This is a genomic window from Nocardioides euryhalodurans (assembly GCF_004564375.1).
Lineage (GTDB): Bacteria > Actinomycetota > Actinomycetes > Propionibacteriales > Nocardioidaceae > Nocardioides > Nocardioides euryhalodurans.
In genome coordinates this window covers 3670986-3684287 of sequence record NZ_CP038267.1, presented here as the reverse complement: position 1 = coordinate 3684287, position 13302 = coordinate 3670986, and the positions used below count along the sequence as shown (strand labels likewise).

Sequence of the window (13302 nt, the reverse complement as noted above, 5' to 3'; positions counted from 1 at the left end):
TGCCGAAGGCGGGCCGGAGGCCCGTCGAGGTGCGACAACGCCCCCAGCGCGCCCGGATGGGGCGCGGACCAGCCGAGAGACCGGTGAATGCACGCTCAGCGGCGGACGAGCACCCGCCCGGGGCTGAGGTGGCGCGTCGGGGAGGCCGACGAGCGCAGGTGGATGTTCTGGAGCAGCCCGACCGCGAGCAGCACCGCGAACATCGAGCTGCCGCCCGAGGACACGAACGGCAGCGGGACGCCGGTGACCGGCATGATGCCCAGGCACATCCCGATGTTCTGGAAGGCCTGGAAGCCGAGCCAGCAGGCGATGCCCGAGGCGGCGATCCGGCCGAAGACGTCGTCGGTACGGGACGCGATCACCAGTGCCCGCCAGATCACGACGGCCAGCAGCGCGATCAGCACGCCGGCGCCGAGCAGGCCGAGCTCCTCGCCGGCGACGGTGAAGATGAAGTCGGTGTGCTGCTCGGGCACGAAGCCGGACCGGGTCTGGGAGCCGTTGAAGAGCCCCTCCCCGAACAGGCCGCCGTTGCCGACCGCGATCCGGGCCTGCTCGGTGTTGTAGCCGGCACCGCGGGGGTCGAGCTCGGGGTCGGTGAAGGCCAGGAAGCGGTCGACCTGGTAGTCCTCGAGCAGCCCGGCCCACACAGCCAGCACGGCCACCGAGACACCACCACCGGCGAGCAGCGCGAGCCAGCGCCGCGGGGCCCCCGAGGCAGCCAGGACCCCGAAGACGGTGGCGGTGAGGACGAGCATCGTCCCGAGGTCGGGCTGCAGCAGGATCAGCGCCGCCGGGAGGCCTGCGATCAGCAGCATCAAGGTGACGTCGACCCAGTCGACCGTACGCCGGCGGCGGGCCTCGCTGCGCTCCGCGACGACCAGCGCCATGCCGATGACGACGGCGAGCTTGGCGAGCTCGGAGGGCTGGACCGACATCCCGCCCAGCTGGATCCACGAGCGCGAGCCGTTGATGACCACGCCGTTGGTGAGCACCAGCACCAGCCCGCCGACCGAGGCGAGGTAGGCGAGCGGTGCCAGGATCCGGACCCACCGGTGGTCGGTGGCCATCACCATCACCATCAGCACCAGGCCGATGGCGACGTTGACCAGCTGCTTGCGCAGGTAGGCGGTCGGGTCGCCGGCCGTCAGGTCGTCACGGGCCGAGGTGGCCGACCAGACCAGCAGCGTGCCGATCACGAGCAGCCCGGCGACCGCGGCCATGAGGAGCCAGTCGAGGCCGGGGACGCGGCGTACGGACGCGGAGCGCGGGGCGCGGTAGGTCACGAGCCGCCTCCCGTCGGCGGCAGGATCGACCCGTCGCGCTTGAAGGACGGGAGGCTGTCGGGGGCGACCACACCGGGGATCGCCGCCTGCTCCGGGTCGACCTCCATGCCGTCGACGCCGTAGAGGGCCTCGTAGATCGCGCGGACCGCGGGACCGGAGGTACCGGAGCCGGTGCCGCCCTGGCTGACCATCATCACCACGACGTAGTCGTCGGTGTAGGAGGCCACCCACGAGGTCGACTGCTTGCCGTAGACCTCGGCCGAGCCGGTCTTGGAGCGGATCTTGACCTGCTCGAGCGGGAACTCCAGCAGCCGCCAGTTCATGGTGCCGCGCAGGCTCACGCCCGTGAGCGCCTCGTCGATGTAGCTGATGACGCTGTCGGGCAGGTCGACGTCGCCGGCGGCCTTCGGCTTGAACCGCTTCAGGACGGTGCCGTCGGGGCTGACGATCGCCTTGGCGATCCGCGGCTCCCAGAGGGTGCCGCCGTTGGCGATGGCGCCGTAGGCCCGGGCGAGCTGCAGCGGCGTGACGATCGTGTCGCCCTGGCCGATGGAGAAGTTGACGGCGTCACCGGCCCGGTAGGCGAAGCCCTCCACGCAGAACTCACCGGCGAAGGTGTAGACGAAGTCGCTGGTCTTGGAGTCCTGCGGCTTGGCGGCGATCCCGCAGTAGTAGTCCTTCATCTGCTTCCAGTACGCCCGCTTCCACCGGCGGTCCGCGATCCGTCCCGAGGCCTCGCCCGGGAGGTCGATGCCGGTCTCGGAGCCGAAGCCGAAGGTCTTGGCCTCCTCGACGAGCGGGTCCTTGGCGTTCACGTCGTCGACGTCGGAGCCGAAGCGCTGCCAGAAGCTGTAGCCGACGCGGTAGAAGAAGGTGTTGCAGGAGACCTCGAGCGCCTTGTCGAAGCCGATGGAGCCGTAGGCGCCAGACTCGTAGTTCTTGAACACCCTGTTGCCGACGGCGAAGCCCGAGGAGCAGTCGAGCCGGGTGTCGGTGGTGTAGCCGTTGGTCAGCGCTCCGGCCGTCATGAACGGCTTCCAGGTCGAGCCGGGCGCGAACTGGCCCTGCGTGGCCCGCCCGAGCAGCGGCGTGCCCGCGGCCTCGGAGTAGAGGGTGGCGAGCTGCTTCTTGGAGATCCCGCCGACCCACACCTCCGGGTCGTACGTCGGCTGGCTGGCCATCGCCACCACACGGCCGGTGTCGGCCTCCATCACCACGACGGCGCCGGCGTCGGCGACGTAGTTGCGGCCGGTCACCTCGTCGCGGGTGGCCCGGGCGGTCGCGATCGTCCTGGCGAGCTGCTGCTCGACCACGCCCTGGACCTTGGCGTCGATCGAGGTGACGAGCGTGTCTCCCGGCTGGCCGGGCACCTCGCTCTCCTCGCCGAGCACGCGCCCCATCGAGTCGACGGCGACGCGGCGGTAGCCCGGCATGCCGCGCAGCCAGTCGTCGTACTGCTTCTCGACGCCGGCGCGCCCGACCGAGGAGGCGCCGTTGACCGAGCGGTCGCCGGTCGCCACGGCCCGGTCGTACTCGCCGTCGGTGATCGGGCTGAGGTAGCCGAGCACGTGGGCGAGGTTGATGCCGAAGGGCTGGGGGTAGGCACGGACGGTCTGCTGCTCGGCGATCACGGCCGGGTGGTCCTCGGGCTGCTCGAGCACCCGCAGCGCGACCCGCTCGGGGACGTCGCGGGCGATCGGCACCGCCTGGTAGGGCGAGCCGTTCCAGCACACGCCGGCGATGCTGCCGGGGTCGCCGCACGTCGCGAGCTGCTTGCGGATCTGCTGCGGCGAGCGGTCGACGCCCGCCCCGATCCGCTCGAGCAGGGCCTGCTGTTGGCGCTCGGGGAGCTTGCCGAGCAGGGTCCGGTCGACCGAGATCACCCACGACATCCGGTTGGCCACGAGCGGCCGGCCCTGCGCGTCGACGATCAGCCCGCGCTGCGGCTGCACCACGATCTCGCGGACCGACTGGGACGCCGCCTGGGTGCGGTAGTCGGCCCCGGAGACCACCTGGAGGTAGTAGAGGCGGACGAAGAGGGTCGCGAAGAGGGAGAACACGAGCGCCTGGATGACGATCAGGCGCAGCCGGCTCCGGGTGTCGGCGCTGGCCATCAGTCGGGGTCCCCGCGGCGTTGTCCGGCGGTGGAGCGCAGCGGAGGAGTCGGAGAACGTCGTGGGGTGTTCATGCAGCGACCCGCTCGTCCTGGAGCCGCCGGAACATGCCCATCAGCGGCGGCAGCACGAACGGCGTGAGCAGCACGTCCCAGACCACCGCGACCACGATCACCCCGAGCAGCCCGGTGACGTCGAAGCTGGCCTGGCCGAGCAGCATGCCGGCGAGCGCGAACGCGCTGGTGCCGATGAACGACGAGGCGGCGACGGTCGCAACCACGGCGGTCGCCGACGGGCGGACCTCCTGCTGCATCCGGCCGGCGACGTAGCCGACCACGACCAGCGCGAGCGCCCACTGACCGGCGACGTGGTCGGCCGGCGGGGCCAGGTCGAGGACGACGCCGGCGCCGAAGCCGAGCACCGCCGCGAACTGGGCACCCCGGGTCAGGGCAGCGGCCACGACCACGAGCAGGACGAGGTTGGGGACGATCCCGTGCCAGGCGACGTACGGGAAGACGGTCACCTGCAGCACGAGGGCGACGAGCACCGCGGCCAGGGCGGTGAGGATGCGGACCAGGCTCACTGCAGGCTCCCGTCCGCCTCGATCACGGCCCGGTCGCTGGCGGTGCCGGAGGGGACGACGACGCCGACCAGGTCGAGCGCACCGAAGTCGACGAAGGGCTCGATCTCGGCGCGCTGCGAGGTCTCGCGCAGGCTGGAGTAGACGGCCGTGACCCGTCCGACCGGCACGCCGGAGACGTACGGCGACCCGCCCTCGCTCCCCCACGTGACGACGACGTCGTGCTTGGCCGGCACCTCGGCCTGGTCGACGAGCTCGAGGTCGAGCAGACCGGCGTCGCCGATGGCACCGCGTCCCTCGAGGAATCCCATCTCCATCGACGTGCCGACGCGGCCGCCGACGACGGAGCCGGAGTCGATGACCAGCAGCACCGTCGCGGTGGTGCGGGTGACCCGCAGCACCCGGCCGACGAGGCCGTCGTTGTTGACGACCGTGAGGTCGGGGTGGATCCCGGAGTCCGAGCCCGCGTCGATGGTGACGGTCCGCGAGAAGGACTGCGCAGGGCCCATCGCCACGACGCGCGCGGGCACCAGGGCGAAGCCGAGGGTCTCGGCAGCCGCGGTGAGACCGTCGTACTCCTCGAGGCGGTTGCGGTCGTAGGGGTCGCTGGCGGCGTCGGCGCGCAGCTCGGCGTTCTCGGCCTCGAGGGCGCTCAGCTCGGCCCGCAGGTCGTCGCGGGACCGGAACCAGCCCGGCACGCCCACGATCGGCCGCACGGTCGCGGCGACGCCCGACTCGACGGGACCGAAGACCTCGCCGACCACCCGGCGTGCGGGCTCAACGGGCGAGTCGGAGCCTGCCTGGTGGTCGAGGGTGATCAGCGAGGCGCTGGCGAGCAGGAGGGCCACGAGGAGCGCCCGCGAGGGGCGCGGACGCTGGTCGAGGTCACCGATGCTGCGCCACCGGCGCTCTCGGGTGCGGTGGAAGTCGCCCATCAGTACCGCCGGGGCTCCGAGACGAGCACCTGCTGGAGGGCCTCGAACTCCTCGACGCACTTGCCCGCCCCGAGCGCGACGCTCACCAGCGGGTCGTCGGCGACGTGGACCGGCATGCCGGTCTCGTGGCGCAGCCGCTCGTCGAGACCGCGCAGCAGGGCGCCGCCGCCGGTGAGCACGATCCCACGGTCCATGATGTCGCCGGCCAACTCGGGCGGCGTCTGGTCGAGGGTGGCGCGGACGGCGTCGACGATCGCGTGGAGCGGCTCCTCGAGGGCCTGCCGGATCTCGGAGCTGGAGACCACGACCGTGCGCGGGAGTCCGGAGACCATGTCGCGACCGCGGATCTCGGCCTCCGGCTCGTCGGGCAGCGGGAACGCCGAGCCGAGGGTCATCTTGACCTCCTCGGCCGTGCGGTCGCCGAGCATGAGGGAGTACTCCTTCTTCATCCACGCGACGATCGAGGCGTCGAGGTCGTCGCCCGCGGTGCGGATGGAGAGACTCGTGACGATGCCGCCGAGGCTGATGACCGCCACCTCGGTGGTGCCGCCGCCCACGTCGACGACCATGTTGCCGGTCGCCTGGTGGACGGGCAGCCCGGCGCCGATCGCGGCGGCCATGGGCTCCTCGACGATGTAGACGCGCCGGGCACCGGCCTGGTATCCGGCCTCCTTCACGGCACGCTGCTCGACGGCCGTGATGCCGCTCGGCACGCACACCACCATCCGTGGCTTGGCGAAGTAGCGGCGGCGGTGCACCTGCTGGATGAAGAACCGCAGCATCTGCTCGGTCGCCTCGAAGTCGGCGATCACGCCGTCCTTGAGGGGGCGGATGGCGGTGATGTTGTCCGGCGTCCGGCCGATCATGCGCTTGGCCTCGTGGCCGACGGCGAGGATCTCGCCGGTCGCGTCGTTGAGGGCCACCACGCTGGGCTCGTCGAGGAGCACGCCCTTGCCGCGGACGTAGACCAGCGTGTTGGCCGTGCCGAGATCCACCGCCATGTCGCGGCCGATGAAGCTGTTCGCCATTGCCCGAATGCCTCGCGCTCGCTCGTTCGTACCTGGGGAAGGAGGAGCCGCACCGTGGTCGGCCACGACACCCTGCGACGAGGGTAGGTTTCGCGGCTGCCTCCGGCGGGGAGGACACGCAGGAGCGGCGGTGGTCTCTTATCGCACCGGACGGGTGGGTGGGGAGGCGGGGTCCCGGTCGAGCTCCGGGTCGTGGGCCCACAGCCCGGACCCGCGCACGGGCTCGGCCCCCTCGACCTCGCCGTGACGGCCGGCGACCACGAGCGCCAGGTGGTGGAGCGACTCCCCGTCGTGGTCGAAGTAGGCGGTGTGGGCGTCCCGCGCGTCGGCCGGCTCCGTCGACTCCGCGCGGATCCTGCGACCGCCCCACTCCTCGGTGGCGGGGTCGTCACCGAGGCCGAGCGGACCTGCGGCACCGAGCGCCGCGACCGGGTCGTGGCTGTTGCGGGCGACCCAGACCCGGTCGGGGTCCAGGCCGGTGTCGGCTGCCCGGTCCACCGGACCGCCCGCACCGGGGCTGCCGACGAGCACCAGGTCGTCGGCGGCGAGGCCGGGGCCGTACGCGCCGAGCGCCGCGGTGGTCGAGCCGTAGCTGTGCCCGAGGACGGTCAGGTGGGCCGGGCCGGCCGGGCGTGCCGTCAACAGGTCGTCGAGGTCCTCGGCGAGACGCTCTCCCCCGGCGACCGCCCGCCGCTCGGTCAGCGCCTCGACCGGGCCGTCCGGGGCGTCGTACCCGATCCAGGCGACGGTGGCGTTGCCGTCGTGGGGGTCGAGGAACCGGGCAGCCTCGTGGAGGCGGAGGGCGCGTGCCACCTCGCGGGGTGCCGAGGACGCGTCGGCCCCGAGCCCCGGCACCACGACCGCGACGTCGTCGGCGGTCGCCGGGTCGCCGACGGCCACCGTCACCGCACCGTCGCCTCCGAAGGCGGTCGGCTCGTAGGCGAGCAGGTGTCCCTCGACAGGGCGCCCGGTGACCGGGTCGACCGTGGCCTCGATGCGCGCGAGCGCGTCGCGGAGCGCTGCCGCGTGGTCGGCGCGCGCCGGCTCGCCGGGTGCGGCCAGGTCCCGCTCGACCGCGAGCAGCAGCCGCGCGTGCAGCAGGTCCTGGACGAGCGCCGCCGCCACGACGGGGACTGTCGAGGCGTCGGCGACGAGACGGCCGGCAAGCTCCTCCAGCACGGCCGCCACGCCCGCCACCCGCCTCCGGAGAGCGGCGGACGCGACGGCGTACGCGGCGGCGGCGGCGCCACACCAGTCGGGTCCCGGCCCGGCGTCGCCGACGGCGCGGTCGAGCACCTCGGCCACCTCGCGCAGCCGGTCGGCCAGCTCGTGCACCCCGGCGGCGGGTGGGCTCACCCCGCGCTCCCCAGACGGGCGACGGCCGCGGCGACCGCCTCGTCGACGTCGGTCACCGACCGGGCGGTCACGAGCAACCCGTCGACCAGCCGCTCCGCCTCCGCGCGCAGCCGGGACACCGCGTCCTCGGCGGCCCGCACCAGCTGGTCCGCCTCGCGGGCCGCACCCCCCAGCGTCGCCACCGGCGCGCCCGCCAGCAGCCCCAGGGCGTCCCCGAGCTCGGCCGCGCACGCGTCCCAGCGGTGCGCCTCGGCGCGGAGGTCATCAGGTCTCAGCTCCACGGCCCCTCCTCTCCCGAGGAGGATGCCGCGTCACGGCCGGCCGCGCGCGCCCACGACGGCTGATCCACAGGCACCGGCCACCGCCCCGCCAGGGCCGCGACAAGGGTGGGGTCAGAGGTCGGAGAACCAGATCGCGATCTCGCGGGCGGCGGACTCGGGCGAGTCGGACCCGTGGACGAGGTTCTGCTGCACGGCCAGCCCCCAGTCGCGGCCGAGGTCGCCCCGGATCGTGCCGGGAGCCGCCGCGGTGGGGTCGGTCGCGCCGGCGAGGGCGCGGAAGCCCTCGATGCAACGCTGGCCCTCGACCACCATGGCCACGACCGGACCCGAGAGCATGAACTCGACCAGGGGCTCGTAGAACGGCTTGCCCTGGTGCTCGGCGTAGTGGTCGGCCAGCAGCTCGGGCGTCGCCGACCGCAGCTCCAGCCGGACCAGGCCGTAGCCCTTGGCCTCGATCCGGCGGATCACCTCGCCGGTCAGGCCGCGGCGGACGCCGTCGGGCTTGATGAGGACGAGGGTGCGCTGGACTGCGGGGTCTGCCATGGCGCGGACTCTAGCGATCCTGCGCACGCGGGCTCACGACCAGGTCGTGCAAAACTCTTGTGCACAAGATCTATGCACAGATAGTGTGCACCCATGCCCGACGAGCTGCTCCACCTCGACACCGCAGCGCTCCACACGCTCGCCCACCCCCTTCGGTCCCGGCTGCTGCTGGAGCTGCGCCTGCACGGCGCTGCGACCGCCACCGACCTCGCCGGCCGGCTCGACACCAACACCGGCGCCACCAGCTACCACCTGCGCAAGCTGGAGTCGGTCGGCCTGGTCACCGACACCGGCACCGGTGCCGGCAAGCGACGGATCTGGGAGGCATCGACCCGCGGTCACGCGTGGACCCCCAGCGAGTTCGCCGGCGATCCCGATGCCGAGGCGTCGGTCACCTGGCTGACGCGCTTCTACCAGTCCACCCTGGCCGAGCGGGTCGACCGCTGGGCCGACCTCCAGCACCAGTGGCCGGCCGCCTGGCGCGACGTGCTCGGCTCCGGCGACGACGGCGTCACCGTCACCGCGCCCCAGGCGCGTGCGATGTGGGACGAGATCGAGGCGGTCGTACGCAGCTACCGCGACGCCGGCGCCGGTGACCCCGACGCGCGCTGGGTGCAGGTGTGGACCCACGTCCTGCCCATCGACGACCGGCCGCCCGCCCCGGAGGGCTCGTGAGCGAGGTCCTCTCCCCCGCCGCTGCCCGGCGTACGTTCCTCCTGCTGACCCTGACACGGTGGTTCCCTGTCGGCCTCGTGGTGGGTGTGATCACCCTCTGGGTCCTCGAGCGCGGCCTCACCATCTCCCAGGCCCTCCTGGCGTTCTCCCTGCAGGGGATCGTGATCTTCGTCCTGGAGCTCCCCACGAGCGGGTTCGCCGACGCCTTCGGCCGCCGACCCATGCTCATCATCTCCGCGGTGGTCAACGTGATCGCCGGTGTGGTGATGATCGTGGCCGACTCGTTCTGGTCCTTCGTCGTCGCCGCGGCCCTCCAGGGCGTCTTCCGGGCGCTCGACTCCGGCCCGCTCGAAGCCTGGTACGTCGACAGCGTCCACGCCACCGAGCCGGGTGCGGACGTCGATGGCACGCTCGCGGCGCAGGGCACTGCCCTTGGCGTCTCGATGGCGATCGGTGCGGTGATCTCCGGCGGCCTCATCGCCTGGGATCCCCTCTCGGGCCCCTCGGCCCTGCTGCTGCCCATGCTCTGCTGGGCGTCCCTGAACGTGCTTCACCTGGTCGCGGTCGTGGTCCTGATGAAGGAGGCGCGCACCCACGTCGATGCCTCCGGTCTACGACGCGCGGCCGCCTCGGCGCGGGAGGCCCCGGCCGTCGTACGGGACGGCCTCGGGCTGCTGCGCGGCAACCGCGTGCTGCGCTGCGTGGTCCTGGTGGAGGTCTTCTGGACCGCCGCAGTCGTGGTGGTCGAGACCTTCCAGCCGATCCGCCTCGCCGAGCTGGTCGGTGGCGAGGAACAGGCCGGCGCCTTGATGGGACCGGTCGCGGCGGTGGGCTGGGGGGTCTTTGCGGCAGGATCCGCGCTGGCGGGGCTGGGCAGCAGACGGTTCGGTGTCGCGAGGACCGCAATCGCGGCCCGGGTCCTCAACGGGCTCGGCGCCGTCGTGATGGGTGTCGCAGCCGGGCCGGTGGCACTGATCGCGGCGTACCTCTTCACCTACTCCATGCACGGCACGGGCGAGCCGATGCACGCGGCTCTGCTGCACCGTGAGGCGAGCGCCGCCAACCGGGCGACGGTGCTGTCCATGGGGTCGATGGTGTTCTTCGCGACGTTCTCGCTCCTCGGGACCCCGCTGGGCCTGCTCGCCGAGGCCAGCAGCACCCAGGTCGCGATGGTCACCGCAGGCGCCTTCAGCGTCCTCGGGGCCTTCCTCTACCTGCCGGCGCTGCGTGCCGAGCAGCGCCGGCCAGCGCCGGCGGGCGAGCCCGCGCCGGCACCGGGGACCTGACCCGCCACCGAAGGGTGTACGCAGGGACCGGCCGCCACTAGGGTGTGCCGGCCACGCGCCATCAGTCTCGGGGGAGAACCACCATGTCCGACCTGCTCTCACCAGCAGCGGCCCGGCGCGCCTTCCTGCTGCTGACGGTCGCGCGCTGGTTCCCCGTCGGGCTCGTGGTCGGCATCTTCACGCTCTGGTTCGTCGAGCGCGGCCTGACGGTAGCCCAGACGCTGCTCGCCTTCTCGCTCACCGGGATCGTGGTGTTCGTGCTGGAGCTGCCCACGGGTGGCTTCGCCGACGCCCTGGGGCGGCGGCCGGTGCTGATCGCGGCCGCGGCCGTCAACATCGTCGCGGGTGCGGTCCTGATCTGGGCACCGGCCTTCTGGGCGTTCGCCCTCGGGGCGGCCCTGCAGGGCGTGTTCCGGGCGCTCGACTCCGGCCCGCTCGAGGCCTGGTACGTCGACACCGTCCACGCGACCGAGCCGGGCGCCGACGTCGACCAGACCCTGGCCACCGAGGGCACCGTGATGGGCGCCTCGATGGCGATCGGCGCGGTGGTGTCGGGCGGCCTGGTCGCCTGGCACCCGCTGTCGTCCGGCACCGCCCTGCTGCTCCCGATGGTCTGCTGGGTGTCGCTCAACGCGGTCTACCTGCTCGCGATCGTGCTGCTGATGAGGGAGCCGCGCACCCACGTCGACACCACCGGCCTGCGGCGAGCGGCCGTCTCGGCCCGCGAGGCACCCGGCGTGATCCGCGACGGCTTCAGCCTGCTGCACCACAACCGGGTGCTGCTCTCGCTGGTGCTCGTCGAGGTGTTCTGGACCGCGGCCCTCGTCGTGTTCGAGACCTTCCAGCCGCTGCGGCTCGCCGAGCTCGTGGGCGGGGAGGAGCAGGCCGGCGCGCTGATGGGACCGGTCGCGGCGGTCGGCTGGGGCGTGTTCGCGCTGGGATCAGCCCTGGCGGGCTTCGCGAGCGGCCGGATCGGGGTGGCCCGGACCGCCATCCTCGCCCGGGTGCTCAACGGCCTCGGCGCGGTCACGATGGGCCTGGTCGCGGGCCCGGTCGCGCTGATCGCGGCGTACCTCCTGACCTACGGGCTGCACGGCACCGGTGAGCCGATGCACTCCTCGCTGCTCCACCGCGAGGCGCAGGCGCGCAACCGGGCGACGGTGCTGTCGATGAACTCGATGGTGTTCTTCATCTCCTTCGCCCTGCTCGGCCCGCCGCTCGGCCTGCTCGCCGGCGCGACCTCCACGCAGGTCGCCATGGTGACCGCCGGCGCCTTCAGCATCCTCGGCGCGTTCCTCTACCTGCCCGCGCTGCGGGCCGAGCGCGCCCGTCCCGTCGCTGTCCCGTCATGACGTCGAGATGGGCCTGAGCAACCTCCGACATGGGCGTCCGTCACCGTCTGGCCGTCACGGATGCCCATCTCGAACGGTGCGGGGGCCCATCTCGGCGTGAGGTCAGGCGGGGTCGCCGGAGTCGCGCGCCTCGTAGGCGGCGTACGCGGCGGCGCGGTCCTGCTCGATCCGGCGGCCGAGGAAGAAGGCGGTGCCCCAGAGCAGGGCGAACACGGTCCCGAGGAGGAACATCATCGGCACGACCACCCCGATGCCGATCGCGGCGACCTGCACGACCCAGCCGGCGACGTACGCGGCCTCGGAGCGGAGCATGCCCGCCAGCACCAGGCAGGCCGCGGCCACACCGAGCCCGACCGCCAGGGCCGTGCCGAGGGACACCCCGGAGACGACGACCATGACGGGCGTCGACAGCGCCACCACGATCCCCTCGAGGGCCAGCACGGCCGCGCACATGCCGCGGCGGGGCGAGCGGGTCGCACCCGCGGCCTGCTCGCTCACGGACGCCGCCTGAGCATCGCCCGGACCTCGCCGACGGTCACCACCGAGCCGGTGACGAGCACCGCGCCGGAGGAGAGCGAGCTGCCGGTGTCGCCCTGCTCGGCGATCGCCGCGGCCACATCCAGCGCGTCGGCGAGCCTGGGCTCCACCGTGACCCGGTCCTCGCCGAAGATCTCGCGCGCGGCGCGGGCCAGGTCGGCGGCGGGCAGCGCCCGGTCGGTGGAATTCTGGGTGCAGACGACGTGGCTCAGGTGCGGCTCGAAGGCCGCCAGCACGCCGGTGTGGTCCTTGTCGGCCATCACGCCCATCACCCCGACCAGCGGCTCGAAGCTGAAGGAGTCCTCGAGCGCGGCGGCGGCCGCCGCGGCACCGTGCGGGTTGTGGGCGGCGTCGAGCACGATCGTGGGGCTGCGCCGGACGACCTCGAGCCGACCCGGCGAGCTGACCTCGGCGAACGCGCCGCGCACCAGCTCGTCGTCGAGGGGGCTCTCTCCCGCGAACGCCTCCACGGCCGCGAGGGCGACCGCGGCGTTCTGGGCCTGGTGGGCTCCGTGCAGCGGGAGGAAGACGTCGTCGTAGCGCGCCCGCAGGCCCTGCAGCGAGACCATCTGGCCCCCGACGGCAGCGGTCCGGGCGGCCACGCCGAAGTCGACGCCCTCGCGGACCACCGTCGCGCCGACCTCGGCCGCCCGCTGCAGCAGCACCTCGGCCACGTCCGGCTGCTGCTCGGCGAGCACCGCCGTGGCGCCGGCCTTGATGATCCCCGCCTTCTCGAGGGCGATCTGGGCCGGGGCGTCACCGAGCAGCTTCGCGTGGTCGACGGCGACCGGCAGCACGACCGCCACCGTGCCGTCGGCGACGTTGGTGGCGTCCCACGTGCCGCCGAGGCCGACCTCGACGACGGCCACGTCGACGGGGGCGTCGGCGAAGGCGGCGTACGCCATGCCGACCACGGCCTCGAAGAACGACAGCGGATAGGGCTCGGACCCGTCGACGAGGTGGGTGTACGGCGCCACGTCGTTGAACGCCTCGACGAACTCCTCGTCGGTCAGCGGCCGGCCGTCCACGCAGATCCGCTCGCTCATGCGCTCCACGTGGGGGCTGGTGAAGCGGCCGGTGCGCAGCTCCATCGCGCGCAGCAGCGTGTCGATCATCCGGGACGTCGACGTCTTGCCGTTGGTGCCGGTCAGGTGGATGACGGGGTAGCCGTGCTGCGGGTCGCCGAGCAGCTCGGTGAAGGCCCGGATCCGGTCCAGCGACGGCTCGAGGCGCGTCTCGGGCCACCGGGACAGCAGGGCGTCCTCGACCTCCTCGAAGGTCTGGGCCAGACGGGGCGCGGCGGGAGTCTCACTCATCGCCGCCGAGTCTAGG

General features: G+C 73.1%; 13 protein-coding genes. 3 read left to right on the top strand and 10 right to left on the bottom strand.

Translation table 11 applies throughout. The features are described from left to right. Positions 1-95 precede the first annotated feature (95 nt). From rodA to ndk, 8 genes are all read right to left on the bottom strand, one after another. The gene (gene rodA, locus EXE57_RS17885) at positions 96-1283 is read right to left on the bottom strand and encodes a rod shape-determining protein RodA (protein WP_244246891.1); all 1188 of its coding nucleotides are present in this window, start codon (positions 1281-1283) and stop codon (positions 96-98) included. Beyond that, entirely contained in the window at positions 1280-3397 is a 2118-nt protein-coding gene (gene mrdA / locus EXE57_RS20045) for a penicillin-binding protein 2 (RefSeq protein ID WP_135079868.1), read from the bottom strand. Before mrdA ends, rodA begins: the two co-directional genes overlap by 4 nt. 70 nt (positions 3398-3467) lie before the next feature. Beyond that, positions 3468-3980 carry a rod shape-determining protein MreD gene (mreD, locus tag EXE57_RS17875; RefSeq protein ID WP_135079866.1) on the bottom strand — a complete coding sequence of 171 codons (513 nt, stop codon included), beginning with the start codon at positions 3978-3980 and terminating at the stop codon, positions 3468-3470. Next, entirely contained in the window at positions 3977-4912 is a 936-nt protein-coding gene (gene mreC, locus EXE57_RS17870) for a rod shape-determining protein MreC (protein WP_135079863.1), read from the bottom strand. The genes mreD and mreC overlap by 4 nt, the downstream gene beginning before the upstream one ends. Further along, on the bottom strand, positions 4912-5940 hold the full coding sequence (locus EXE57_RS17865; RefSeq protein ID WP_167305967.1) for a rod shape-determining protein: 1029 nt from the start codon (positions 5938-5940) through the stop codon (positions 4912-4914). Before EXE57_RS17865 ends, mreC begins: the two co-directional genes overlap by 1 nt. 138 nt (positions 5941-6078) lie before the next feature. Beyond that, positions 6079-7296: an alpha/beta hydrolase gene (locus EXE57_RS17860; protein ID WP_135079861.1), complete on the bottom strand. Its 1218-nt coding sequence runs from the start codon at positions 7294-7296 to the stop codon at positions 6079-6081. Further along, the gene (locus EXE57_RS17855) at positions 7293-7577 is read right to left on the bottom strand and encodes a hypothetical protein (RefSeq protein WP_135079859.1); all 285 of its coding nucleotides are present in this window, start codon (positions 7575-7577) and stop codon (positions 7293-7295) included. The genes EXE57_RS17860 and EXE57_RS17855 overlap by 4 nt, the downstream gene beginning before the upstream one ends. Positions 7578-7688: 111 nt before the next feature. Continuing rightward, positions 7689-8120, bottom strand: a complete 432-nt coding sequence (gene ndk / locus EXE57_RS17850; protein ID WP_135079857.1) for a nucleoside-diphosphate kinase — start codon at positions 8118-8120, stop codon at positions 7689-7691. A gap of 93 nt (positions 8121-8213) precedes the next feature. On the opposite strand from ndk, the gene EXE57_RS17845 reads away from it, so the two are divergent. From EXE57_RS17845 to EXE57_RS17835, 3 genes are all read left to right on the top strand, one after another. After that, positions 8214-8795: a winged helix-turn-helix domain-containing protein gene (locus EXE57_RS17845; protein ID WP_135079855.1), complete on the top strand. Its 582-nt coding sequence runs from the start codon at positions 8214-8216 to the stop codon at positions 8793-8795. After that, positions 8792-10081 (top strand): MFS transporter, encoded by a 1290-nt coding sequence (locus tag EXE57_RS17840; RefSeq protein ID WP_135079853.1) that lies wholly within the window; start codon positions 8792-8794, stop codon positions 10079-10081. The genes EXE57_RS17845 and EXE57_RS17840 overlap by 4 nt, the downstream gene beginning before the upstream one ends. Before the next feature lie 83 nt (positions 10082-10164). After that, positions 10165-11433: an MFS transporter gene (locus tag EXE57_RS17835; protein WP_135079851.1), complete on the top strand. Its 1269-nt coding sequence runs from the start codon at positions 10165-10167 to the stop codon at positions 11431-11433. A gap of 102 nt (positions 11434-11535) precedes the next feature. On the opposite strand, the gene EXE57_RS17830 is transcribed toward EXE57_RS17835, so the two are convergent. Next, the gene (locus EXE57_RS17830) at positions 11536-11931 is read right to left on the bottom strand and encodes a DUF4233 domain-containing protein (RefSeq protein ID WP_244246890.1); all 396 of its coding nucleotides are present in this window, start codon (positions 11929-11931) and stop codon (positions 11536-11538) included. After that, positions 11928-13286 (bottom strand): bifunctional folylpolyglutamate synthase/dihydrofolate synthase, encoded by a 1359-nt coding sequence (locus EXE57_RS17825; protein WP_135079849.1) that lies wholly within the window; start codon positions 13284-13286, stop codon positions 11928-11930. The genes EXE57_RS17830 and EXE57_RS17825 overlap by 4 nt, the downstream gene beginning before the upstream one ends. Between the last annotated feature and the right edge of the window lie 16 nt (positions 13287-13302).

Bases quoted from the DNA above. Each gene is read 5' to 3' on its own strand.
- EXE57_RS17835 (WP_135079851.1), top strand. From the start codon at position 10,165: ATGTCCGACCTGCTCTCACCAGCAGCGGCCCGGCGCGCCTTCCTGCTG.
- EXE57_RS17865 (WP_167305967.1), bottom strand. From the start codon at position 5,940: ATGGCGAACAGCTTCATCGGCCGCGACATGGCGGTGGATCTCGGCACG.
- EXE57_RS17845 (WP_135079855.1), top strand. From the start codon at position 8,214: ATGCCCGACGAGCTGCTCCACCTCGACACCGCAGCGCTCCACACGCTC.
- EXE57_RS17825 (WP_135079849.1), bottom strand. From the start codon at position 13,286: ATGAGTGAGACTCCCGCCGCGCCCCGTCTGGCCCAGACCTTCGAGGAG.
- ndk (WP_135079857.1), bottom strand. From the start codon at position 8,120: ATGGCAGACCCCGCAGTCCAGCGCACCCTCGTCCTCATCAAGCCCGAC.
- mreC (WP_135079863.1), bottom strand. From the start codon at position 4,912: ATGGGCGACTTCCACCGCACCCGAGAGCGCCGGTGGCGCAGCATCGGT.
- mrdA (WP_135079868.1), bottom strand. From the start codon at position 3,397: ATGGCCAGCGCCGACACCCGGAGCCGGCTGCGCCTGATCGTCATCCAG.